This is a genomic window from Desulfobacter hydrogenophilus (genome assembly GCF_004319545.1).
Taxonomy (GTDB): Bacteria; Desulfobacterota; Desulfobacteria; order Desulfobacterales; family Desulfobacteraceae; genus Desulfobacter; species Desulfobacter hydrogenophilus.
In genome coordinates, this window is the sequence record NZ_CP036313.1 from 717,076 (window position 1) to 741,234 (window position 24,159).

The window sequence follows — 24,159 nt, forward strand, 5'->3', positions numbered from 1 at the left end:
TCGGTTCACTCTCGTTACGGCCTGCATCTTTGCCCATGGGAAACTTACAACCCCTGGTTACCCAGACGCTGCTTCCCGGTGCTAAGGAGGCGTACGGACAACGCCCCCTACAGGACTTTAACCTGTTAGAACAACAGCCGATTACGGCATACGAACATTATATTTTTATCTGATATTTTAGTAGGATACAACTATTTTCAAAAAATGGGGACAAAATAGCCCAAACGTTTCGGAAGGAGAAACTAAGGGCTAAGCGTGGCACATTTCATTGGCTGTAAATGCTTATCTGGCGCGGCTTTAAATCACCCTATTGCACGATATTGCAGGAATTGGTTCCGCGCCTCGGATAATAATGTGGTTGAAAATGCCATAAGACCCTTTGTCGTCGGTAGAAAAAACTGGTTGTTTTCGTGTACGCCCGCGGGTGCCAGGGCCAGTGCCTGTATTTACAGCCTCATCGAAACCGCCAAGGCCAATGGTTTTGAACCTTACTGGTACCTCAAATATCTCTTTGAAAATTTACCGGAAGCCATGACGGAAGATGAATTTAAAGCCTTGATGCCACAAAACGTGGATAAAAATTTGCTGGAATCCAACTATACAACACCCCGCCAGGCTTAAAAAGGTGTGGTTCATACACCGCTTACGATTTATTGTTATTGTCCTGAAATTCATTATATTCATTCTCATTTAGAGAAGAATTCAATTCCAACCAGTTATCCGTGTCCTGACTGACAATCCAGTTTGAAAATTCCTGAATTAAATTTTTAAAGCGAAACCACTCTTCACCGGACAAAAGTTCCCAGCGCTCCAGCAATAATTCATCAAGTCGAAATATTTTTGTCCCAGCCAGAGAGCTGATAAGCTTGGACTCAAATTCCAGTACCTTTTTTTGTTCAGCAGTATCCGTTAGAAATACCGAGTATTTTGCGGAAAGCCACAAAACAGTCACGAAACCTGAAAGCTCAACTGAAAATTCGACACTGCTGTCAGATAATTTTCCATCCCATAGACTATCGGTTTCCAAAAGTTCTGCCAGCTCACCAGGTAATGCACGAAATAAAGGGTCCATCAAACGATTAAAATAATGACCTGGCTGGTATATAATATATGTTATTGAATGGCTCATTAGAAATACACCACTTTAAATTTTCCATCCCCAAAAATAAAGAGAATCTTGCCGGATACGATGGGTGCACCCCTTTCAATCCGCCTAGGGAGTGACACACGCTTAAATGTCATAAATCCGGCGTTAAATGTTTTTTCACTCATTCCTACTCCTGATCCATCAATTACCACAACATCGCTTTGTTTGGTACCTTTCATTATGGCGGTCTGCGCTGCACGTTCTGTGTTTGCTGTAAGTCTCTTGCTTTCTGCCTTTACATTTTCACCAAATCCCTTGAATGAGATCTCCAACTCCCCGATTTCCACACCTTCGCCATGGACCTTTACTCTAAATCCTCTCATTTTAAGAGCCTCGCCGGTCTCAATGAGCTGATTCAGCTTTGCCTGTTCGGCACTGCTCTTCATCGCAAAAGTTTGGGCTTTTTGCGAAACAGATAGTGAACCTCCTTTGGGTGATGTTAATAATTTAGAGGGTGCGGCTGGTCCGGATTGAAGAACCCCCTTGGTTACTGGTATTTTACGGAGTATGGCCCGATACACAGGGGTGGTGTCGGACAGGTTCGGAATACCAAATCCGGAATGGGGTGCAGCAGCCCCGCGGGTAGTGCGGGTTAGATTGACCAGTTCAAATTTAAATGCACCTTGCCCTGGCTGTATATGCACCTGCTTAAGTATGCTTTTTACCTCAGATTGTATGGATTTTTCCCAGAAGACTACCTCCAGTGTACCCCCTGGTTTCAATCGTTGAAGTGCATAGGGTGCAAAATTAGGCAATGTTTCAGCACTTGCTGTAACTTGCTTCATTGCCTGATCCATCAGTAAATTACTGCTCACTCCGGAATTGGCCTTTTGGAGATCATTAAAAACAGACATTACTTGAGGACCTGCACCACGAATAGCTTTGGAATGGGGAAGCGGGAATCTGACGTAAGCTTTGTCCAGGGTGGAAGGAAAAATGCCTGCGGGTTGATTCTCCGGGAAAAATGAACCGCCGGCTCGATGTAATCGAGTAATATTCGCTGGAGAAGGGGGCATCAGACCTTCTGCGGCTATGACCCTGCTTCCGGGATATAATGACATGAGATGAAATGGACTTTTCACCGAAGGTCCGATATAGGGCTCCATAATTAGCGGATGGGATCTGCGGGGAAAGTATCCACCGCCTCCTGAACCACGAGCAAGCGCGCCCGTACCCGAGCTTCCACCACTTGCCGGAGAAGCTGCCTTAACCCATGAGTTCTGACCCACAACCTTCATTCCGTTTCCTGCGGGAAGCATGGCTCGCCAGCCATTTCTATCAAGAATCATCATGCCGGGATGCCCCCGGTGGGTAAGGCGTATTATACCTTCACCAACCTTTTCAACAATCACTTCCTGACCCAGATTAGGCGGCTTAAAATGTGGTGCCTCAGAGGCAAGTACCAGACTACGGTTTACTTTTCCCAGCTCCACTGCCCGACCAGCGGCCCCGAAGAATGCCCCCAGACCAAATCCCATTGCAGTGCCAATGGCTATTTGTTTTCCGCTCCATTGCCGCTGCTGCCAGAGAGCCTGTGCCATGGGGTCATTATATTTAAAAAACCCTGAATAATAAGATTCAAAACCCATTGATCCAAAAGATGTTAAAGCTCCGGCTGTACCCCATACAAGTCCGGAACGAACGATACCTCCTCCAGCGGCCAGAGGTGCTCCCAATCCAAATGTTGCAATGGTAAGAACCAGGGTAACTCCTCCTGTTACCCAGGCCCGGGTTTCTGAGTCGTCTATAATTTTTTCCATTGCATTATTTGATACCATCCCCCTTCGATATGCCCGTACGGCATCCCCTTTCGTATCCTGATGCCCCATTGTAAAAAGGTTGCCAAGCCCCTGCCACAAAGCCGTGGAAAAACCTTCAGCATACCAAAAGCTACCTGTAAAATATCCGGTACCGCCTCTATTCCAGTCTCTCCTGGCTCTTGTGACAACCCGGGTACCATAGTCTTCGTACAATTCAGAATTTGTTATTTCCGGTTGAGTCCGTCTGTGATAAGTTTTTGCTTTTGCCATCAGCGGCTGCATTTTAGTTCCATAAAATACAGACAATTTTTTTTCAACATCACTTAAAAGGTTTGCAATCTTTACCTCTTTTTTTGAATTAAGCCGAATTGTACTCAAAAGTTTGGCAACCGCTTTTCCTTGAGCCAGTACAGACTTTAGCGCATGGTCTCCCAGCCTGGAACCTACATCTGAAACATAGTTTTCGCCAATGCGAATTGCTTTGTTAGCCTGGCGGTTCAATGTACCCGCGGTTGCAAGGGTCTGAAATTCTTTTCCCACCTGCTTGATATGTTTTTGCAAAGTTCCGGAACCCGCTTTATCAAGTGCATCAATCCATAATGCCCCGTCAATGGTGTAAACGGGTTTATTGTTAACCTGAAACGTCAGCATTGCGGGTCCATCTGTTTTACCTTCAGGATCTATCAGACCAATCACAATGCCACTGGCTTGAAGGGACAGATTCTCAAGCAGCCAGCGGGTGGTAATTTCATTTCTGACAAATTTTGCAAGTATTGCACGGTCAGGTGAAGGAGCGATGAGGAATATCCAGACAGCATCAGCAAAGTTATTTATGGTTGAAAATATTTTTGGCCGCATTAAAAAATTAAGAGGAATCAATTCTTCACTAACAGGTCCCGCTTGATTGCGCAGCCTGTTCACTTGCGCCTGATCTGATTTCTGGCCTTTACGAACACGTTGGGCCAATGTCCGGGCACGTGCAAGATCAGAAAATCGTTTCCAGCTTGATTCTGAAAGCATGGTTTTAAGTACGGTATATTGTGCAAGGGGATCTGGGTTCATAACTGTAACTTGAATGCTGGAAAGCCCACGCTGGGGGTATAAAGATAAAGAATTTTTATTGTTAGTTCCAGATTTTGAGAACCTTTGAAGAAATAGAGGTACGCCTTGACCCGGGTTATCCTGTTGAGAATCATGATTTATTTTTTGGTGAGATGATGATTTAATATCAGATTTTTTTTCAGGTTCTTTTTTTTTCGGGATCCTGGTCTGCATTATTATTCCATTCTTTTTTTGATATGAAATTCCTACCAAGGTATTGCAATCAGGGGCGTTTCATTGTTCGTTGCGGCCGAAAGTCATACCCCGCTGCGGCCGTAACGCTTATAAGGGGTTTGAAGCCCAACGGAACGAAAACCTACGCTAAGCAAATATGTGCAATAACAAATAGCCGTAAAAATGGCCAATTCGAACGTTTTTTATATCCTTAGGCGAACAGCAATTCTCAGTGAACATTAGTAATTTCCTGAAGGTTCTCAGTTTCACAGATTTTGATCTCTGTTAGCGTGCCATTTCAAGTAAGGCCGTTTGTTTTTTTGGAAAATTTTATCACAATCGAAATATTTGTAAACGACCTGATTGCCAAAGGCAACAAGAATCCGAATACCGATTTTGACAAATCAGCATGCTGAATGTACCAAGATGAACACTAAAAGCTGGGTGGGGCACAAATATGGATCAGGGAGCCCTGATTTCAGAAGAATCTTTAGTAAGAAGATGCAATAAAGATTACCAGTTACGAAATATGATGACTCGAATAGTACAGCGTAATTGGTTCCAGAATTCTTTACGTGCACTGAATTTGGCCCTGGCTTTTTTGAAAAGTGGGTCAGTCAATTCGAGAATGTGGTGCATGAAAAATGCAATCAATATGAATATAAAAAAATTGAATGACAGGTTCTTTTGGCCATGACCCAAATTATGTTCAATGTTATACCCGTGATTTTTCAAGGTGTTAAAATTTTCGTTTTCAATTTTCCATTTGGCTCGGCCCGCCTTGACAAGCTCTTTGACATTAACGTGAGTTACATGAATATCGGTCACCCAGCTTGTTAGTATCGCTGACTGTGTCCTCATCCTTAAAAATGGTATATTCGAAAAAATTGACGGTCGGGGATGTCTCACTACCATTTAACCGCAGATGATTTATCCATTCATATTTATGAAGTCGTCCTTTTTTATCTTCCCATTCTATTATGTTGGCTTGCTCCATGTCCTCTTTATTAAAAACCTGTTGAAAAAGAATCTTGTGATCGGCCGGCTTTGCAATAAGAATAAACGACATTCGCTGCTGCCGAAGCGTCTCAATGAAGGGTCCCTTTGAATATAGGCCATCTGCGGTAATAATAATGTTTAGTTTTGGGTGATCGTTCCGAATCCGCTCAAGGATTCGTTTTCCGGCATTGATTTCACAGTCCTGCTTTTTAGAACCATCCGTGTTTTTAATTGGTTCCGGCGCCAATGGAAAGACATGACGTTTATCAGGACTAATAATAGCTGCGCACAGTGCTTGGTGGGAATAGCTGACCGTCCCATTGCGATGTTTTTTTGTTAGGCAGGAGAAACAGCTTATTGTTTCCGATTTAAAATACTGCGTTCCATCTATAGGGATCAGATACCATTCATCCAGAACACGATAAGACTGAAGGTGGTTGCCGCGTTGAAGCAAACGGAAAAAGTCTGTAAAAATTGGGTATAGTTTTTCAGAAGAAACATTATCGATAACATCCCGTATCTGGTTGTCTTTGGGAATATCCGAAACATTAAACATTGTTTGCAGATTATTTCGCTGCACCTCATCTTGAAGACGTCTTTGAAATTCAAGCATTGAGGGATCTTGGAAAAACATCATGCCCAAGGAGCTGAGACAGACATCATGCAGAGAATATTTTATTTTCCCACTCTGACGGGACTCAGAAATCTCAATGATTCTTTTTGAGACATTTTTTCTGAGATTTCCAAAACTGAGTTTTTTTCAGCGCCCAAGTCGATAGCCCCTATATGTTATACGCATCACAAGAAGGCTATCATAAAATATGTAAAAAATATAGGTTTTTATTTAGTGTAATTTCAATAGGTTAAAATATTTTCTTAGGGATTTTTATAGTAAAAAGGCCTCCCGCAGGTATTCACATTTTTTGTGAATACCTGCGCCATGAGGGATGCTCATGGTCAAAATATGAATGGTTTTGGTAGTAAAAGATTGCGATAATCAAATTTAAAAAAACGTTTTGCGCCCTTTAAAATCAAGGGGTATGAAATTCACTGAGAATTGCTGATATGATATCCACTCTCCCAACGTACCAACCGTAGATTTTATTGTGACCAACGAAGTAATCGGCAAAATTTACGATTTTCAGGCGGGCACTATTTAGCAATTTCAATGTTCCAGATGTTCCGGGCATACTCCTTGACAGCTCTATCACTGGAAAATTTTCCCATATTTGCCGTATTTAAAATCGAACATCTGGTCCATTGCTCCTGATCCTGATACAGGGCACTGACCTTTTCCTGGGCCTGGATGAAAGCGCGAAAATCCGCAAGGACAAAATATTTATCTCCAAGGGCCACCAGCGAATCCCAGATGGGCAGAAAAAGATTGGGCTCTCCGGGAATAAAATGATTAAGCCTGACCATATCCAGTGTGGTTCTCAGCTCTTCATCGCTGTTGTAATAATTCCAGGGATCGTATCCTTGGACTCTTTTCTTTTCCACCTCTTTGGCTGTCAGGCCGAAAATAAAAATATTGTCTTCACCCACCTCTTCCATCATCTCTATATTGGCCCCGTCAAGGGTACCGATGGTAAGTGCACCGTTTAAGGCAAATTTCATGTTTCCGGTACCTGACGCTTCAAGCCCGGCTGTTGAAATCTGTTCAGACAGATCGGTTGCGGGTATGATTTTTTCCGCCTGGGACACACAATAATTCGGCAAAAAAATAACCTCAAGCTTATGGTTCACGTCCGGATCATTATTCACAAGGTCTGCAACGGAATTAATCAGCTTGATGATCAGTTTTGCCTGGACATAGGAAGGTGCCGCCTTACCGCCAAAAATAACCGTCCTTGGCACAATATCTTTGGCCGGATCCTTTTTGATCCGGTTATACAGGGTGATGACATGAAAAATATTTAAAAGCTGACGTTTGTATTCGTGAATCCGCTTCACATGAACATCAAACAGCGTATCAGGGTTTACATCTATGTCCACTTTCCGCTTGATATATTTTACCAAACGCGCCTTGTTCCCCAATTTTACCTGGCGCCATTTTTCACGGAATTCAGGGCTGTCTGAATAGGAAATAAGCTTTTTGAGCTGGTCAAGATCGGTAATCCAGTCCGGTCCAATGGTATCGGTGATCAGGGATGATAAAGCCGGGTTTGCCTGGAGCACCCACCGTCGAGGTGTCACGCCGTTGGTGACATTGATAATTTTCCCGGGAAAAATAATGTCAAAATCATTAAATAATTTCTCTTTGATAATCCTGGAATGAAGGGCAGCCACGCCGTTAACCGTGTGGCTGCCCACGATGGCCAGGTGGGCCATGCGCACCCGTTGTTCCGGGCCGTCTTCAATAATGGAGACCCGGCGTAATAACTCGGGGCTGTCCGGATACTGTTCTTCCACCATGTTTAAAAACCGTCTGTTTATCTCGTAGATGATTTCCATATGACGGGGCAGCAACTTTGAAAGAAGGCGAACCGACCAAGTTTCCAGGGCTTCGGGAAGCACTGTGTGGTTGGTATAGGCAAAGGTTTTTACTGAAATTTCCCAAGCGCTATTCCATTCAAGGTCTTCCTCATCCAGCAACAAGCGCATGAGTTCGGGAATGGCAATGGCAGGATGGGTGTCGTTGAGCTGGACAGCAACCCGGTCAGGCAACAACTTGAAATCGGCGTTGTGCTTTTTAAACCTGCGCACAATGTCCTGGAAAGTGGCGGCCACAAAAAAATACTGCTGTTTGAGGCGAAGTTCCTTGCCCCCCTCTTTCTCATCACTGGGATAAAGCACCTTGGAGATATTTTCCGTGAGCACCTTGCTTTCCATGGCACCGATATAATCGCCCTGATTAAACTCGTGCAAAGAAAACTCCTGGCTGGACATGGCTGCCCACAGCCGCATGTTGTTCACATTCTGGGTACCGTACCCCGGGATCAGAATATCACAGGCCATGGCATTAATGTCTAACGTATCCACCCACCGGTAACAAAGTTTGCCCTTACTGTTTTTATAGCGTTCAGACCTGCCGTAAAATTGAACATTGTATAAAAATCCCCGGCGCTTGAATTCCCAAGGATTGCCCCAGCGTACCCAGTTATCGCATTGTTCAACCTGGTACCCGTTGACAATGGTTTGATAAAATATACCGTAATCATACATGATACCATAGCCATATCCCGGAATATTTAAAGAAGCCATGGAGTCCATGTAACATGACGCAAGCCTGCCCAATCCACCGTTGCCAAGGCCTGCATCCCACTCCTGCTCCTCAATTTCTTCCATGGTAAACCCGGTTCCTTCCAGGGTTTTTTCGCACGCTTTGTTCAATTGCATATTGGTGACATAATTCATTAAAAACCGACCGGGCAAAAACTCAAGGGAAAGATAATAGACACGTTTCGCACTTCTATCGTAGAAAGAACGCTGGGAGTTAAGCCACCTTGTCACCAACCGGTCACGGACACTGTAGGCCAGTCCCTTGTAATAAGTGTCTTTCCTGGGGGGATAAAAATCGTTCCCCATGGTTGTCATGATGTGATGTTTAATATCTTCGTTGAGATCTGTAGCGGGCTGGTCATTGTTTTCCGGAGCCTTGCCCGGATAACTTCTTTGGTTTTCCATGATACACTTCCCCACTTATAATACGGTTATCCCATAAAAATTAATCTTCCTCGGCCTTTTTACAGCCGCCGCCTTTTTCGCCGGTACCCGGATCCAATCCCAGGTGCTCACGTACGCTGCAGATATCATTGCCCTCCACCACCCAGGAACCGTCCTGGGCAACCACCAGAGGCACAAAAGAGATCTCAGCCTTTTTGAGCAGTTCAAAAATTTTGTTTATGCGTTGGTCCGCCTTTTCACAACCTTGTACTGTGCCATCCTCCTTCAAAGTTTTATATGCACCATATCCCAGGTGCCTGCAGATGACATGAGCCGCCATGGTTTTACTTTTTTCTCCCAGAATCGGATATATGACCAGTTTCAGAGCAAGGCCCGTTTCCGCAGCAACTTCTTCCAGACTATCAAGCAGGGTCTTGCAGTGGCCGCAGGCCGGGTCTGAAATAACATATATAAATTTATCGGACGCCCCGCTCGGCGCAAAGCTCAAAGAGACCAAATCTGCCAGGTCTGCGGCATGGGTTTTAAAAAACGCTTTACGCATCTCAACAGCCTCTGCCTCTCTTTCCTTGGCTTTTTTTCGTTCGGCATCAGCAACGTCAGACAGGCTGGACATGGTCATCCGGGTGATGGATACACCATTTTTATACAGACTGCCGGCCACAATGAAATCCTTGCCCGCGTATACCGGCGCAAGACCGCCTTCAAGGGAGAGTACGGCTTCACAAATATCACCCTGCTCTTTTTTAAATACCAATTTTGCATCTTTAGGCACAGGCACCTGGGATTGTACCCACGATAGAGTCACATGGTCGCATACCGATTCTGCACGGCCCGAAGAGACACCGGCTAAAAGTACGAAGAGTCCCAGCATAAAAACAGCAAGGAGCCTAAAACACATCTTGAATGTCATGATCTTAATTCTTCACTCCTTTTTTTACTACGAAAGTCTCAATACGTTGCTAAATTACTTTTCATGTTTTGTTGTTGCTTGAGTCTGGGTATTGATAGACCGGGTCAGCCCATGGTTGTTATGAGTACTCCGGCACCATTGAAAGACGTGGACTGGGGTTAGAAAAAACCTCCATATTGTCAATGTACAAAAAGGAATGCCGAATCCTTGCGGATTTGATCCGTGCCTTTTCCACGCTTTGGGCCGGTATGTTGTTCTTCTGATACCACAAATTCGGATCTGATAAAAATTCAATCAGATGGGTTTCAGCCTGTTCCGCATTCTTACAGGATTTTACAAGGTGAGGAGTAAACGCCGGCCCGTATTGTTTATCTGCGATTTTCTGGGTCTGCTTTCTGGCATCTTCCCATAAATTATCCGGGTCCAAAAGAATAATGGGGGCCAGAGGATTTTCATGGATTTTCATGGATGTAATGGTGATGCTCAACTCCTCGGCACTACCGTACCCACCCGTGTTGATGACAGGCAGGTTGCTCAGTTTCTGCAGATGATCCTGACGGGATAAACGCTGGCCTTCATTATATTTAATCAATCCGTCACAGGTGGTTAAAGAGGCCTGGTTTTCCCCTTCCAACTCAATGGCGATGCCCACGCTCATGATATTATGCCGGCGGGCCAGATCATTGGCTTCCTTCATCAGGCCGGGGCCGCCACCATGAACAATGCCCATTTCATCACCTAAACTCAGGGCCAGACGATTGATCAAGTCAATGGTCAGGCGGTTGTCCACAGCCTTTGTATGTGACCCGTAAAAGGCAAACCAGAACCTTACCCGGTCAAAACGCTCCCAGTCGTCAGGCTCCATGAAGCACCCATGATAAAATGAATACAGCTTGCCGATCACAGGATCGTACCGCATGAACTCACACCTGGCCTGCCCGGCATGGGTCAAAGAGATCATGTGCCGTATATCGTCGTCGGCGAAACACGGATTTTCCGCATTTATAAGAAATGTGCATAACCCGGTTCTTCGCAATGCATCCACCACTTCCCGTTCAGGAAACTGCCGGCCGATGAACACCCGGGAATTCACCCCGCCCAGAACGGACAGCTTACCAAGGGTCTCCTTGAACCTGTCGCCTATCGTATGCGGGATAGTGGGTTCATGGCGGCGCTGGGCACTTTTTGCCAAACAGTTTTTAATAATCTCCAGCTGGGCCTCTCCTTTGGTATCCTGGGCCCGGGGCACCTGGATGAAATTACCCTTGTTCAGGATCAGGCCCATGGCATTTTCATCCAGAATATCAAACAGATTGGAGACCTCGGCATGGGTGAGCAGATCGCACAGCCGGTACCCTTCCTGTACCCTGGCTTTTTCCAGGGGGACGGTCAAGGGATTGTTACTTCTGAAAAACCGGATGCGGATACGAATATCACTCAAGGGAACAGGCGTTTCCCCGAGATGATAAAGTTCCACCTGCCGATTTCTGAAGGTGCGGAAAGGATCCAGCACCCTGGCAGGCAGATGGATAATATCATCTTTTTCCGGGGCGACCACGGCATCAATGATCCCGTAAATGTCACCCAAAGAGATCTTGATGGCCCCCACAAAAAGCGCCCCAGGATTGAGGAGGGTATGCGCCGGATCCATGGGCACCCTGGACCGGATGGCATTCAGGGCGCTCCGACCCTTTTTAATCACCGCGCCAATACTGGATCGGATTATGGCTGCCGGTTCAAAACAATACTGGAAAGACGAGAGCGCCACCTCAATATAATCGCAAGTTTTTCCGGTTAACGCATCGGTTTCCTGGCAGATATCAAACCCTTCATAATAGCCCTTGCCCACCCGGTTACCCACAAAAAGCCGTTTATGAAGGTAATGGCGGACATCCCGGATGCGTAATTCCGGGTCCATGACCACCAGCCGCCCGATCTCATCCCCGGTCTCAAAAGAATCCAGGGCATTGGTCAAAAGAGGATTCAAATTTCGAATCATACCGGAAAGCAGAATCTTTGATCCGTCAATTTCCGGCGCTGGCGGGGATTCACCGGGCATGTGGGTGTCCGTAAGCAGGCCCATTTGAGCATTACCGCTTCTACCGGAAAAAAACCAGGGTTTGCCTTCCTTTAAGGATGACACAATATAATCCGACACTTTGGGAAACAAAAACCGAACATCCATCTGTTCTTCTCCGGACGTACGAGGGGCAATGGTATCAATATAACCGTCCGGACTGACTATCTGGGGTATGTCCATAAGAAACCTTATTCTCAAATGAGCCGATGCAAAAAAAACTGAACAATTAAGGGACAAGCATAAATCCGGGCCACTTGCACGTCAAGAAAAAATACTTTTAGCAATGAGTCCGAAAGAACTGAACCTGGGAACGTGGGCGTCTCGATCGTATTATTGCAATGCTTGCAGAATATCCAAAACGTTTTCTCATAGGAATTAATTGTGCTTTTCTTGACTTGAATCAAGGATTATACGTTTTTTTTCAGGCATATTTATTTTTAAAGATTTGAATGAAAGATCATATATTTGTTGCGTTGCAAAAAAAATTATCATCGAAAGCTGCTGTGTAAGGGTTTTTCCCTGAAAGGAGAATTATGAAATGGGCTTGGGATGCTGAAAAAGAAGTATCAAAGAGTCCCTTTTTTGTAAGAAAAAAGGTTCGCAAACGGATAGAAAAAGAGGCTGCGGAACGCGGACACTCCATGGTTTCATTGGATGATGTTCATGCCACACGAAAACGCTTTTTATCCAACATGGAATCGGAAATTAAAGGGTATCAGATCGAGGCCTGTTTCGGCCAGGAGGGATGCCCCAACAGTTGCGTTGAAAAAGATACTTTGACGGCGCGGCTTGAAGCTCTGCTTCTATCAGAAGACCTTTTGGGATTTCTGCAGGAAAGCGTTCCGGGAAAGCTCAGATTCCACCATGAATTTCGAATCAGTGTTTCCCACTGCCCCAATGCCTGTTCCCAGCCACAGATCAAGGATATTGGTATCATCGCCGCCATCTATCCCAGGGCGAAAGAGACGTTGTGCAACGGATGCATGTCCTGTGTCAATGTTTGCAAGGAGAATGCCGTTGCCTTGTCTAATACCCCATTTCCTCTTATTGATACCCAGGCTTGCCTTGGCTGCGGTGCCTGCATTCACGCCTGTCCCACGGGGTGTATCCTGTCAGAAAAAAAAGGATACCGTGTTCTGCTCGGCGGTCGGTTAGGACGGCATCCCAGGCTTGCCCGGGAGTTGCCCCACCTGTTTACCGAAGCCCAGGTCCTTGAAGTCGTCAAAGCCTGCCTGACGTATTACAAAAAAAACAGCCGGGCAGGCCAGAAATTTTCCGCCCTGCTGGGTGACAGCGAAATTCCCCGGGACATTCTTCAAGTTATTTAATCTACGGTCCTTCGTCCCGGCAATTTGGTTTTCCCGCCGAGCGGTTTCATCAAATCGGCGGGGCAATGGTGACGATGATCCGCATTCTGGTGTCTGCCATAACCCCGTGGGGTTCCCTGATTTCCGAAACCAAAATATCCCCCTCATTGGCCGGAATTTTTGTATCATTCTCTCCCAGAAACCACCCCTTTCCCTCAAGAACCTGGATGGACAATTCTCCGTCCAGATCGTGGGAGTGCACTGGAAACGTTACGCCGGCATCAAGATTAAAATTGATGATTTTGAAAAATTCTGACGTTTGAACTAAAAAAAATCGCTTCATAGCTCCAGGGTTAAATTCGTTTGTTTCTGTGAGTTTTAAAACTTTCATGGTTTTTCCTTTCACATTTATTGCCTTTGATTTAGGCTTGGGATCAGATTAAAATCGTCCAAATAAGACTTAGGGTTTTAAGTCGTATTAAAGGCGCGTGCCGTAATTATATTGTTCCTGATGTCCAGTGGCGCAACGCGGAAGACGGCTTAAAAAGGCAAGTCTTATGTGCAGTTTTATTTTCATTGCGAGCCTTAAGTTGTCATCCTGATTTTTTTTATCAAAAATACCAGATTGTTTCATTGATATATATCAAATTCTCAAAAAAAAATTTGATGAACAGTGAATTGTTCGGACACATTAAAGGCGCATATACGGGAACCGTATTGGATAAGCAGGGCTTTTTTGAGGCTGCCCAGCACAATAAGTAGATAGATCAAATATCCTGCGATGCTTTAAAATTGATGGAAAAATACAATTGGCCCGGAAATGTGAGAGAGATAGAGAACATTATTGAAAGAGCCACTTTATTTGAAGAAAGCCCTGTTAACCGTAGTAAGCCTTCCCAGTATTTTCAGACATGCTGTATCAAAAAAAACACTCATTTAAAATAAACCCCGCACCTTTGGGTGCAATCTGCACCGATGTTGCATTCTGCGACACTTTAACAACAGTTTCGAATATTTATCCCAATAAAAAATATCGTTTTTTCAGTCTATTAGGCAGGCTTTAGGCCTTGGTACACTCCTTGCTTCTATCATAACCAAACCAACCGGCGTCGTTGGTACGAAAAATCGAAGCGGCTGATAAGCAGTCTGTTTTTAAACTGGAGGAAGGATGAAAGATCACATTTTTGGAAATTTAATGGACTGGTGTAATGCGCTAAACACATTGACACGTCTGAGAGATTCAGCAACTTTGGACGATCATCAGGACGCGCTGATCCATCTACTTTGCTATGACGAAAATTGGCTGCTGCGTGAAGCTGCTGTTGAGGCTGCCCTGACATTAAGAAAACCTTCTATTGAGACAGTGAAGCAAATCGTTCAACTAGTTAAAAGAGATGATCTTTACTACAACATTCGTATTATGGCGACAGAAGTTTTGTCAACACTGATTCCGATGGTTATGGAGAACAAAAAACTCAACAAAGACCTTGTCCGCGTGTTCATCAATGAGGCAAACCAAAACGTATCGGCACTATTGTCTTCGCCGGCACCGCCGATTTTCCATGATGCGTTGGACGTTACATATAAACAAATCCAGAAGGTTGTTGAAACGGCTTGATTTACCAACGCCTGATTTTCAGGGCAAAGGACCGCATTCGGCGGATAATTATTATTAATATGGAGACCATGTACAAGATGTTTCTAAATGATATGGAACCAGCCGAGAATCTGTCAACCTGGTATTTTTGCCCGCATTGTCAAAAAAGACTGTTCAAGGGGAATATTAAAACGTTGAGAATGACCTGTCCAAATTGCAACCGGCTTATCGAGTCAGATGGTAAATCTTCTCTGAGTTTAAAAAAAAGAGGATCTAAATTAGTTCCTGGAGAGCAGCAGATCTAATGATCTGTTTAAATCATAATTAAGGAGGCAATATGACTTTAAAAACTGAGGTTATTCGATGGCTGCGGCAAACTTGGGCAAGAAAAGCAGTCTCCTTGTTTTGATAAAAATAAATGAACATTGGAGATAAGTACCGCATCAGGTCATAAAATATTCATGACCAGTGTCTCGAAACGGCAAAGGTATTCAACAGGAAAGGCGACTATATGTTCGGTGTAAATGTTGCCCGATTCCGCCGAGTGGCTGATGCCATAATTGATCAGGGGAGCGTATAAATGAGTTCATTTTTTCTGACTGGAAGCATAGGCACAAGTGTCCCTCTTAAGCGGGTGTGCCCAAAGTGTTTAATTGCTCAAATTGTAGCCTTCAGCAAAAGACATCAATTCGTTAAATGTAAATTTTGCGGCACGAATATTCCGCCCAGGAAAGGCCGAAACTAATAAAGTCGAAAAATTTGAAGTGACTGAATCATTCAAGGAAATTGAAATGGAAAAGGAACTATTGATAACAAAATTTGATTTAGACCGTCTGGAGAGCCTTTTGGATCTGTACTGGGGCCATAATGGCTTTGATGAAAAGAACTTAGAATCCCTGGAAAAAAAGATCTCTAATTGTATTGTTGTGCCACCTGAATTTATTCCAAATAATATTATTACAATGAATTCGACCTTCACGGTTGAAAATGAGGTCACGAATGAAAAAAAGACCTATACGTTAGTTTTTCCGGAAGATGCAGATATCAAGGGGAACAAAATTTCGATTCTGGCTCCCATAGGTATTGCAATCCTTGGGCATAAAGTGGGGCAGTCCATAGAATGGGTTGCCCCCTCCGGATTAAAAAAATTAAAATTCATAAAAATTCATTATCAACCCGAAACCTGTGGACAGTTCAATTTGTAATCAAAAGTGTTCACCTATAGGCCGCAGCAAATGAGTAACGGTATGAAAACCGTTGCCAGAAATCAGAAACCGTTATGTTTGTGAGTTGAAGCAGGTCTTTTAAAAATGATCCAAGGGAGGAATCTCTTCTGAAATCGACATTTCAAACGAGGCCGGGTTTCGCATTCAGATAGTATAAAAAATTGCGCAGCAGTTCCTTGTTTCCATTATGATCGCTACCGTCGAAGACCAAATTGAGCACCGGAATCGGGTTGGATTTTGAATCTCCAAGCTGTCTTGTAATAATGCCCGTATTTTCGTAGGCCGATCCGATTTCAAGGATGCCGTGGGGGGCGGTCTGAGTGAATCGTTTGGCCAGGCGATAGCGACCGTTGCTGCCGGAAAAAAGCGGTAAAATATTATCGGCAACAGTTCCCAGGGTTTCAGGATCGGGTTCAAAGGCTCCTGCAGTCCCCAATACGCGGGCGACCCTGATCATCAGTTGCCGGCACAAGTCGAGATGTTTTTGAATGCCAGGGTCCTTTTGGCGGTTGTTCCAGTCTTCCCAGAGCAGATAAAGCACCTCGGAAAGGGGTTGCCAACAGATCCGGGCCGGAACAGTATCTAGAAAAAACTGGTGATTGAAGGAATTGAAGACCACCGCAGGCTCGCCTGTCACCAGAAGCTTTAGATTATCCGGATCAACAGCGGCGGCTGTACGGGTGGCAAGATCAAGCACAGCATCGGTATTTAGATCGTTTATGGACGCAATCACCTGTTCCAGAGCCTTTTTGCGGCCATGGACCGGTCCGGCCAAAATAATGTCGCCCGCTACCAGGGGAAGGAAAAAGCGGGGAAAAAAATCCGGGGCCAGAATCGCATCTTCCAGAAAAGGCGCATAAATGCGGGTGTCGGGAAAATTATCTCCAAGCAGCGAGGCAATAACCTGGGCGTAGAGGCCCTCCACTTCCGCCCCTTCGGTCTGGGGGATGAGCAGGGCTCCGGGCATACCGGTCATGGCATCTTTTTTGGCATCGCCCATGAGGCTGACAAAGGAGAGATATTCCTTGGAGGCGCTCAGCCGCTTTCCCAGTTCAAGGCTGTCTGAGTCCGTGGGACTGAGGGTTCGGGCCCGGATTCCTTTGGTCTTCAGAATGGCACAGGCCAGCTCCGAAAAGGGAAACAAGGGGGGGATGGCCAGTGGAAGGTCTTTATTCAATGATGACAACAATCGGCCCGACGTATCCGGGAGCGATTTGGGGACAGCCTTTTTGTCAAAACTCAAGGCAAAAGCCTCCAGACGGGTGATGATCCCTACCTTTGAACTGTGTTCGTCCACCTCCAGGTGGAGAAAGGGTTTCCCGGCCATCTCCCTGCGGAAAAGATGAAGCAGGGCCGTGTCCGGACCGCAGCCGTGATTGGTCAGGTAGACGGCAAAAAGGTGAGGGGTTTGCCGGATCTTTCTGGCACCGGCAAGAATGTGCTGGGCAAATGGCCAGTAAAGGTTGGGATAATCCTTGTCCATCCCTTCTTCTTCAGCTTCCAGAACGAAAAAGGGCATGACCCGGTATCCCATGGCCGAAAGATGCTCCGGCACAGACATATTCAGCACCGGATCATTCATGCCGTAGGGTCTTGTGATGACAACAAATACAGGGGTGCCTGACGGTATGGATGATAAAAAAGATTTGCCCAGCCGGACCAGACTGCGATTGTACCTTATAAAAGTCAAAGCGGCCTTCTGCATGGCCCGGATGGTGGATAGTCTGGACTTGCCCAGGGTCTTTCCCAGGTCCAGGATGGTTTTAGCAATGTACCTGGTGCCGAATTTAAATGAAATCTGGGGGCTGAGCAGGGTGACGCCTCTGTCCTCAAGATTCAGGGCATGTTCGGTCAGTTTGGCTGCAGTTTGAAAATACAGACAGCCATAGTCCTTTCTTGCCCAGGAACCTGAATGCTTCATGGTGAAGATCCGGGGCAGAAAAATATAATCCACCCCTTTTTGGAGCAGGTCCTCCACATGGCCGTTGACCAATTTCACGGGGTAACAGGTTTCCTCTAAAGCGGTTTCCCTGCTTTGGTTGACCATATCCCGGTTTGTGGGATCGGAAAGAAGAACGTTGAAGCCAAGTTCTGTAAAAAAACGGTTGAACAACACAAAGAGCTTGTGGAGAAACAAGACCCTGGGAATGCCGATGGTCGGGCGACCAGGAAAACGGTTGGGTTCATAGCCTTCCAGAAACAGGTCCCGGGAACGGGCCCAGATATCGGGCACGGTTTCCAAAAATTCCGGCCGGTTTTGTGACGCATCCCGGGCAGCCTTGGTAGTACCGGCTCCGGGATTTCCGGAAAATGCCCCGATGGTGCCGGATTCAAATCTGGATTGGGACAGAAGTGCCATCCCCAGAGCGCCGGTAACGCTGAAATAAGGGGGGACGGTGACCGGCCGGCAAAGAAGGGAGCGGAAGGCATTGACCACACCCTGGTTATGGGCGATACCGCCCTGAAGAAAAATATGATCTCCCAGGGAACGGTCACCAACCACCCGGGTCAGGTAGTTTCTAACGATGCTGTAGGCCAGGCCCGCCACGATGTCGGCCTTGGCCTCTCCCCGTCCCAGGGCCTTGGATAGCGCCCCCTCAATAAACACGGTGCAGCGTTCTCCAAGGTCCAATGGGGCTGCAGACTTGAGTGACAGGGGGCCGAAGTCCCGGATATCCACCCCTATTTTTTGGGCCTGCTCTTCCAGAAAGGAACCCGTACCAGCTGCGCAAACGCGGTTCATTTCAAAATCTGTGATCACCTGATTTTCAAGGCGGATAAATTTGGCATCCTGGCCACCGATTTCCAGGATAGTGTCTGCCTCCGGGTTCTGGAACAGTGTACCTTCGGCCTGGGCCGTAATCTCGTTGACTACTATATCCGCCCCGATGGATTTGCCGACCAGATAGCGTCCGGACCCGGTAACCCCGATGGACAAAAGGGAAAAGTCTTTTCCCATTTGCTGTTTAAGCAGCATCATGCCCGAATGTACCGTTTCCACAGGGGTACCCCGGGTGCGCAGGTACTGCCAGTGCAGTACCTGCCTGTCCGGGCTGATGAGTACCAGATTAGTTGATGTGGAGCCCACATCAACACCCAGATGTCCTGCCGAGGAAGGACAGGATGTTTTAATTGGATGCAGCCCTTCCTGATCGTCGTCTCCAAAATCGGATAGGGGCCGGGCTGTGCCTGGGGATTTTGATCCGGGCACTCCTGTGTCTGAAAAACGGCAGATCCGGGACAATTCCAAAGCCTGTACCGCCGATGGCACCGCCAGCGCTGCGCCCATGGCGTTGGCGTAGGTATGTTCCGGTTCCAAAAAAAAATCATCGGCAGACAGGTTAAAGGTTTTGGCCAGGGCTTGGCGTACCCCGTGGATTTCCATGACCCGACCGGTCAGGAACACCGGCGGGGAAACCGGATTGCGCTTAACCACGTTGGTCTTATAATTTCTGACCATGGCATGGATCAGACCCAGGAGAATGTCCGGAATTTTGGCTCCGTCCTGCTGGAAGTGGATCATGTCGGTTTTGGAAAACACTGAGCAGCGCCCGGCAATGGGCAGCACCTTTGTTGCCAGGCGTGTTTGCCCGGACAGCCCGGAAATCGGTATGGCAAGCCGCTGGGCCTGTTCCTCAAGAAAGGAACCGGTGCCCGCCGAACAGCTTGAGTTGAAAAAAAACTTCACTCGTGTGGCATCTTTTTTTGAAAAATTAGTAATAAAGCTTGCACGCGCCGCACCGATCTCCATGATGCACCTGGCGTCAGGAACCATGGCAAGACATCCTTCGACCACCGCCGGTACCATATCCAGCAGAAAAACGCCAGGATCCGGGTTGATGCTGTCAGTTTGTGCCTGCAAATCCGAATGCCCGGCGAATTGTTCGGCCGACACTTTTTTTATCTTTTCGGCAACAGGTTCGGCCAGGCTGCCGGTCATTCCCAACCGAGCCTTGGGAAATCTTGAGGCGGTTTCGGACAACAGTGTTTTCAAACAGGCGGCAGGAGAGCCTGAATGCTTCTGGAAGCGGGAGTACACCCTGTTTTTATTCGCATCCAGGACCACCAGTTTGATTGCGCTGGTGCCCATATCAACCCCCATGACAGGAAAATTCATCTTTTACTCTCCTTAAAAATGGACCCGCATACCGGCAAATATATAGGGTCCCACATTTGACCCAAGGGATTCGTCCACAGCTTCGTCCAGAATGTTGTTCACGCCGCCATAAAACGCATACTGTTTTTTGTTGCCAAAGTGTTTGAGAAAACTAATATCCACCAGCTCGTAGGAGCTTACCTTTTCCGTCTCGCTTTTGTACTGACTGCCGATATGCCGTGCCGTAAGTGAGAGGGAAAGCGTCTGGGTGGCCTGATAATTCACGCCCAGAGAAAGGGTCCGTTCCGGGTTGTAAAGCAAATCTTTTCCGGTTTGACCGTCTTCGGTGGAAAGCTCCGTCCAATTGAAGTCGGTGGTGACCCCGTGCCCGAAATCATATCCCAGGTTCACCTCTAGGCCTTTGATATCAACATCCGGCTTATTAACATAGGTCTGGTAATCGTCACTGCCGTCACCGTCGGCGTCCACCCGTTGGATTTCAATCTTATCATTGACATCATTGTAGAAGAGTACGACTTCGTAACTGAATCCTTGATACTCTCCGCCGATTCCAAGCTCATAGCTTCGCAAAAATTCAGGAGCCAGTTCGTGCACTGTTGTTTTGGTGCCGTATACGGCTTCGGCGCCAATCTTTGGGATGTCGCCCGGTGTCGGGGCGACCACATAGAGCTCTGCCGTATCCGGTGCCCGGTAGCCTTCGGCGTAGTTCACGCGAACTTTGAACAGGGGGGAAAACTGCTTGGCCAGTCCGGCTTTAAAGGTGGCTTTGTTGTCCGCATCGGACATATCATCGTACCGGGCACCAAAAATGGCATTAAGGCCTGAAGTAATCTGCCACTCATCCTGGAGATAAACCGCCTTGAACAACTGGGTGTCGTTTACAAACGCGTAACTTGTAGGGTCTGGGTTGATGGCGGCGGAATTTCTCGATATTTCCCGGTACTCGGCACCGCCCACCAGAAGATGATCAGACGTGGCTGCCCAGGTAGATTCCGCCTCGTATCCGGTGATATCCACATCTGCGCTGAATTTGGTATTCGTGGCTGCCGTAAAATTTTTTGCCCGGGTTTTGTTGCGTTTTTCATACTCCGACCGGTAGACCCCTATCCGGCCTGTCAGGGTATCTGTGAATCTGTACTTAAGCGCGGTATTGGCATCCAGTCTATTGTTGTCGTCGGCTGAGTCCACGGGCGTATCCAGAACCATGACCGCGGACGGGGTCTGTCCGGGTCTTGCCTTTTTAAATCCGCCGGCGTATGTGCCGTCCCGGTTTTCTTCAAAGTAATTCAGACCCATCTGTGCATTCAGCGCATCGGTCAGATCCGCATCCAGGGAAATTCCTGTGGAAAAAACTTCCGAGGCATCGCGATAGGTGACGTCAATATCACCGGTTTCCGTGTGCTGGGGATCCGAGGTGACAGGCTGGCTGGTCTGAGGGTTCAGGGCTTTTGAAAAATAGGTTTCAGTTTCCGTATAGGGCCTGGTCTTATTGTAGTTGGTATACAGGGTATACCCAAGTTTTCCCATCCGTCCCCGGGCATTGACACCGGCCTTGTAGGATTCCCCGTCCCCCTGGTCGTTCATCCCTGTGGAGACATCCATGTCCATGGCAAATTTCTTCCGGCCGGCCTTTTTGGTGATGATGTTGATCACTCCGCCCAGGGCATCTGATCCGTAGAGAGTGCTCATGGGGCCTTTGACGATTTCTATCCGCTGGATCATGCTGGCCGGAATCCTGTCCATCTCGTAGGTGCTCTGGGTCTCTCCTGCGGTACGCCTGCCGTCAATGATCAGCAGGGTGCCGTTGCCCCCCATGCCGCGGATGGAGATGGTGCTTTTGGACTTAGCGCTTGAATGGGCAAACTGGCCGTACTGCAGGGTCAGGCCCGGGGTTTTTTCCATGATGTTTTTCAGGGTGGATGCGCCCATCATCTTGATCTCCTCTGCGGTAATCACATCCACTGACGCCGTGATCCCGTCAACCTCTTTTTCCGTCTTGGTTGCGGTGATCACCAGGGGATCTTCCTGGACGATATCTTTTTTTTCGGCCAAAGCTGCATCGGCAACCATGGCGCTCAGTACTGCCGCATACAGACAGGCCATCATTTTTATTTTCATCTGAAGTCTCCTTTAGGAATGGGTTTTAAATAACTTACCCATTTTGTTATATCCGGGAGCGCAGGCGTCCCGCCTGCAGTAACAATGCGGGCGAGACGCCCGCGCTCCCAGGTTAAATTATTTGGCTCCCATTCCTTAATGCTTTTCATCTGTAGTTATCTTTTCGGATTGCTGTTTTTGAAGCGCCATGGTCGCACGCTTGAAATGGATCAGCTCCAAAAGGACTCCTTCGGGAAACTGATGAAATGCACTGACGTACATGCCTATCCGCTGGGCGTGCATCTTGTCCCGGATAAGCCAGAAGTATTCCTTTTGATTCAAAACACCTTGTTCTTTGAGCTTATCAGCAGACTTAATGAATTCGGCAGCCAGATGATTGGCCTGGGCAACAATTCCGTCACAGGCGGCCAGATTCTCCCGGACCCGGGACCCGGCATGGCATTGGCTACAAACTTCCACCATGGCATTTCTTTGTTCAGTCCATTGGGCCATATCTGGCCGAAAGCTGTCCGGGGCCAAAATCGGACCGAGCATTTCCACTGCCCCTTTAACGGTGTTCTGGTCAGCAGAAAGCTTGGGATCCGATTCCTCGCCTCGAACCCCCAAAAACCCCCAACTAGCTTTAACCATGTGATCACCGCCGGGCATGTGGCAGGTCGCACATGTGGGAACACCACTGTCCAACCCCCGGGAGCGGTACAAGGCACCGTGCTTTGAATTTTCATAGGCTTCATACTGGGGATGATTGCCCATGTGGCAGGGAAGGCAGGCTTCGGGTTTGAGCGCCTCCCGGGCGGAGAACCTGTGGCTACCGTGGCAGGCGTTGCACTGCCCCCCGTCCTTGCAGATGCCGTTGTGGCAGGTCGCGCAGGTTTTATCAAAAATGCCGGGAGCCTGGGCTTTGACCTTTTTACCCATGGTGGCTATGGATAGCGCGGCTTCGGCTTTGCCGTGCTTGCCCATGGTAAACCGTTCCGCCTGTTCTTTGTGGCATGTCCCACACACTTTGATATTCGGCATGATGGCCTTTTTTGAATCGGTTTCATTGGTGTGCGCGGAACCATGACATTGGGTACAGTCCATACCTGATTTAGCCATGCTGGATAGCTTCCAGTCTTCAACCAGGAAAGGTGTGAGTTTCGTGTGACATTGGATGCATTCGTCCGGTGCATTGCCCCGGGCAACGGCAGGCGATATCAAATCGCTCCACAGAACTGCCACCAGCATACCGATTATAAAAAAAAGTTTTTTATCCATTGGTATCCTGATCCTTTTTGGCCGGTGCGGCAAATTCAATGACCTCAATCACCCGGTCCGATTGCTCGAATAATTGTTTGACCATATTCTGGAACCGTTCCGGAAAGGATCTCTTGCTTTCAGGCGTTGCATCCGGGCCGATGGCACTCATCAGGATGGCTTTGGGATTCACCGCTCTCTCAGAGTGGTAATTGATTCCCACCTGGCGGTTTGTGTCCAACCGGGTAAACCGGATATCCGTATCAATGGGTGCATTATAAAAAAGCAAATTCCGCCGGTTGAACCGTCCCCCGGGAAGCCCTTCGAATCCGAAATCTGTGGTCGCCCCAGTTATATTGGAAATCACGGAACCCACAACGCCGGCATTGTCTTGGGTGACCCCATGTCTGATTTCAACCTTTATTTCCCCCCTCCGGGGCAATTCTTCTCCATATAAAGCCTTGAGCCCTTCCCGGGCTGCAAGATAGGCCCCGCCTACGACGGCACAACTATGGCCCGCCATTTTCACCGTGTCCACATAGGTGATTTCTAAGATACCTCCCTGGCTTGTCCCGATAAATTCGCCTAAAGGATCTTTCAAAACGATGGGATTGATTTTGTCAAAAAAGGCCGGGTACTGCATCTTTGGGTAATTTTCCGCTCCGTTTGCCGTCCCGACAACGGGAATAACCATAGATAACAAGGCAATCGCCAACATTCTCCAGCTTTGTTTTTCCATACTAATTTTCATTTTTTCTCC

Annotated in this window: 16 protein-coding genes and 1 pseudogene; 6 read left to right on the forward strand and 11 right to left on the reverse strand. The window is 47.2% G+C overall.

Going from position 1 to position 24,159, the window contains the following annotated elements; all coding sequences use genetic code 11:
- Nucleotides 1-318 precede the first annotated feature (318 nt).
- Nucleotides 319-621, forward strand: a pseudogene (locus EYB58_RS03130) (transposase domain-containing protein); the annotation flags it as partial.
- 22 nt (nt 622-643) lie between these two features.
- Here EYB58_RS03130 and EYB58_RS03135 read toward each other — a convergent pair.
- From EYB58_RS03135 to EYB58_RS03160, 6 genes are all read right to left on the reverse strand, one after another.
- Nucleotides 644-1,129 carry a hypothetical protein gene (locus EYB58_RS03135; RefSeq protein WP_111955206.1) on the reverse strand — a complete coding sequence of 162 codons (486 nt, stop codon included), beginning with the start codon at nt 1,127-1,129 and terminating at the stop codon, nt 644-646.
- Entirely contained in the window at nt 1,129-3,969 is a 2,841-nt protein-coding gene (locus EYB58_RS03140) for a hypothetical protein (protein ID WP_131071993.1), read from the reverse strand. The genes EYB58_RS03135 and EYB58_RS03140 overlap by 1 nt, the downstream gene beginning before the upstream one ends.
- A 1,012-nt stretch (nt 3,970-4,981) precedes the next feature.
- A complete protein-coding gene (locus EYB58_RS03145; RefSeq protein ID WP_242637533.1) occupies nt 4,982-5,794 on the reverse strand; it encodes a hypothetical protein in 813 nt (270 codons plus the stop codon).
- A gap of 539 nt (nt 5,795-6,333) precedes the next feature.
- Nucleotides 6,334-8,808 (reverse strand): glycogen/starch/alpha-glucan phosphorylase, encoded by a 2,475-nt coding sequence (locus tag EYB58_RS03150; RefSeq protein WP_170299773.1) that lies wholly within the window; start codon nt 8,806-8,808, stop codon nt 6,334-6,336.
- A gap of 40 nt (nt 8,809-8,848) precedes the next feature.
- Nucleotides 8,849-9,718 (reverse strand): thioredoxin domain-containing protein, encoded by an 870-nt coding sequence (locus tag EYB58_RS03155; RefSeq protein WP_111955202.1) that lies wholly within the window; start codon nt 9,716-9,718, stop codon nt 8,849-8,851.
- Nucleotides 9,719-9,836: 118 nt separating this feature from the next.
- Complete coding sequence (locus EYB58_RS03160; RefSeq protein WP_111955200.1) at nt 9,837-11,978, reverse strand: LOG family protein; 2,142 nt, start codon at nt 11,976-11,978, stop codon at nt 9,837-9,839.
- Between the two features lie 353 nt (nt 11,979-12,331).
- On the opposite strand from EYB58_RS03160, the gene EYB58_RS03165 reads away from it, so the two are divergent.
- Nucleotides 12,332-13,126: a 4Fe-4S binding protein gene (locus EYB58_RS03165; protein WP_111955198.1), complete on the forward strand. Its 795-nt coding sequence runs from the start codon at nt 12,332-12,334 to the stop codon at nt 13,124-13,126.
- Between the two features lie 49 nt (nt 13,127-13,175).
- Here EYB58_RS03165 and EYB58_RS03170 read toward each other — a convergent pair whose 3' ends face one another.
- Nucleotides 13,176-13,496, reverse strand: a complete 321-nt coding sequence (locus tag EYB58_RS03170) for a cupin domain-containing protein (protein ID WP_111955196.1) — start codon at nt 13,494-13,496, stop codon at nt 13,176-13,178.
- A gap of 275 nt (nt 13,497-13,771) precedes the next feature.
- Here EYB58_RS03170 and EYB58_RS23790 point away from each other — a divergent pair, with 275 nt between their 5' ends.
- From EYB58_RS23790 to rnk, 4 genes are all read left to right on the forward strand, one after another.
- Nucleotides 13,772-13,867 (forward strand): sigma 54-interacting transcriptional regulator, encoded by a 96-nt coding sequence (locus tag EYB58_RS23790; protein WP_242637534.1) that lies wholly within the window; start codon nt 13,772-13,774, stop codon nt 13,865-13,867.
- Nucleotides 13,868-13,900: 33 nt separating this feature from the next.
- Nucleotides 13,901-14,050, forward strand: coding sequence for an AAA-type ATPase lid domain-containing protein (locus EYB58_RS24990; RefSeq protein WP_479723403.1), 150 nt, complete (start codon nt 13,901-13,903; stop codon nt 14,048-14,050).
- Between the two features lie 223 nt (nt 14,051-14,273).
- Nucleotides 14,274-14,723: a HEAT repeat domain-containing protein gene (locus EYB58_RS03180; protein ID WP_111955194.1), complete on the forward strand. Its 450-nt coding sequence runs from the start codon at nt 14,274-14,276 to the stop codon at nt 14,721-14,723.
- Between the two features lie 770 nt (nt 14,724-15,493).
- Nucleotides 15,494-15,907, forward strand: a complete 414-nt coding sequence (gene rnk, locus EYB58_RS03190) for a nucleoside diphosphate kinase regulator (RefSeq protein ID WP_111955188.1) — start codon at nt 15,494-15,496, stop codon at nt 15,905-15,907.
- 142 nt (nt 15,908-16,049) lie between these two features.
- On the opposite strand, the gene EYB58_RS03195 is transcribed toward rnk, so the two are convergent.
- The 4 genes from EYB58_RS03195 to EYB58_RS03210 all read right to left on the reverse strand — a co-directional run bounded on the left by EYB58_RS03195 (nt 16,050) and on the right by EYB58_RS03210 (nt 24,150).
- Entirely contained in the window at nt 16,050-20,045 is a 3,996-nt protein-coding gene (locus tag EYB58_RS03195; protein ID WP_111955186.1) for an acyl-CoA dehydratase activase, read from the reverse strand.
- A gap of 12 nt (nt 20,046-20,057) precedes the next feature.
- Nucleotides 20,058-22,163 carry a TonB-dependent receptor plug domain-containing protein gene (locus tag EYB58_RS03200; protein ID WP_111955184.1) on the reverse strand — a complete coding sequence of 702 codons (2,106 nt, stop codon included), beginning with the start codon at nt 22,161-22,163 and terminating at the stop codon, nt 20,058-20,060.
- A gap of 135 nt (nt 22,164-22,298) precedes the next feature.
- Nucleotides 22,299-23,420, reverse strand: a complete 1,122-nt coding sequence (locus EYB58_RS03205) for a multiheme c-type cytochrome (protein ID WP_111955182.1) — start codon at nt 23,418-23,420, stop codon at nt 22,299-22,301.
- Entirely contained in the window at nt 23,413-24,150 is a 738-nt protein-coding gene (locus tag EYB58_RS03210; protein ID WP_111955180.1) for a hypothetical protein, read from the reverse strand. The genes EYB58_RS03205 and EYB58_RS03210 overlap by 8 nt, the downstream gene beginning before the upstream one ends.
- Between the last annotated feature and the right edge of the window lie 9 nt (nt 24,151-24,159).

Bases quoted from the DNA above. Each gene is read 5' to 3' on its own strand.
- EYB58_RS03135 (WP_111955206.1), bottom strand. From the start codon at position 1,129: ATGAGCCATTCAATAACATATATTATATACCAGCCAGGTCATTATTTT.
- EYB58_RS03140 (WP_131071993.1), bottom strand. From the start codon at position 3,969: ATGAACCCAGATCCCCTTGCACAATATACCGTACTTAAAACCATGCTT.
- EYB58_RS03145 (WP_242637533.1), bottom strand. From the start codon at position 5,794: ATGCTTGAATTTCAAAGACGTCTTCAAGATGAGGTGCAGCGAAATAAT.
- EYB58_RS03150 (WP_170299773.1), bottom strand. From the start codon at position 8,808: ATGGAAAACCAAAGAAGTTATCCGGGCAAGGCTCCGGAAAACAATGAC.
- EYB58_RS03155 (WP_111955202.1), bottom strand. From the start codon at position 9,718: ATGACATTCAAGATGTGTTTTAGGCTCCTTGCTGTTTTTATGCTGGGA.
- EYB58_RS03160 (WP_111955200.1), bottom strand. From the start codon at position 11,978: ATGGACATACCCCAGATAGTCAGTCCGGACGGTTATATTGATACCATT.
- EYB58_RS03165 (WP_111955198.1), top strand. From the start codon at position 12,332: ATGAAATGGGCTTGGGATGCTGAAAAAGAAGTATCAAAGAGTCCCTTT.
- EYB58_RS03170 (WP_111955196.1), bottom strand. From the start codon at position 13,496: ATGAAAGTTTTAAAACTCACAGAAACAAACGAATTTAACCCTGGAGCT.
- EYB58_RS23790 (WP_242637534.1), top strand. From the start codon at position 13,772: ATGAACAGTGAATTGTTCGGACACATTAAAGGCGCATATACGGGAACC.
- EYB58_RS24990 (WP_479723403.1), top strand. From the start codon at position 13,901: ATGGAAAAATACAATTGGCCCGGAAATGTGAGAGAGATAGAGAACATT.
- EYB58_RS03180 (WP_111955194.1), top strand. From the start codon at position 14,274: ATGAAAGATCACATTTTTGGAAATTTAATGGACTGGTGTAATGCGCTA.
- rnk (WP_111955188.1), top strand. From the start codon at position 15,494: ATGGAAAAGGAACTATTGATAACAAAATTTGATTTAGACCGTCTGGAG.
- EYB58_RS03195 (WP_111955186.1), bottom strand. From the start codon at position 20,045: ATGAATTTTCCTGTCATGGGGGTTGATATGGGCACCAGCGCAATCAAA.
- EYB58_RS03200 (WP_111955184.1), bottom strand. From the start codon at position 22,163: ATGAAAATAAAAATGATGGCCTGTCTGTATGCGGCAGTACTGAGCGCC.
- EYB58_RS03205 (WP_111955182.1), bottom strand. From the start codon at position 23,420: ATGGATAAAAAACTTTTTTTTATAATCGGTATGCTGGTGGCAGTTCTG.
- EYB58_RS03210 (WP_111955180.1), bottom strand. From the start codon at position 24,150: ATGAAAATTAGTATGGAAAAACAAAGCTGGAGAATGTTGGCGATTGCC.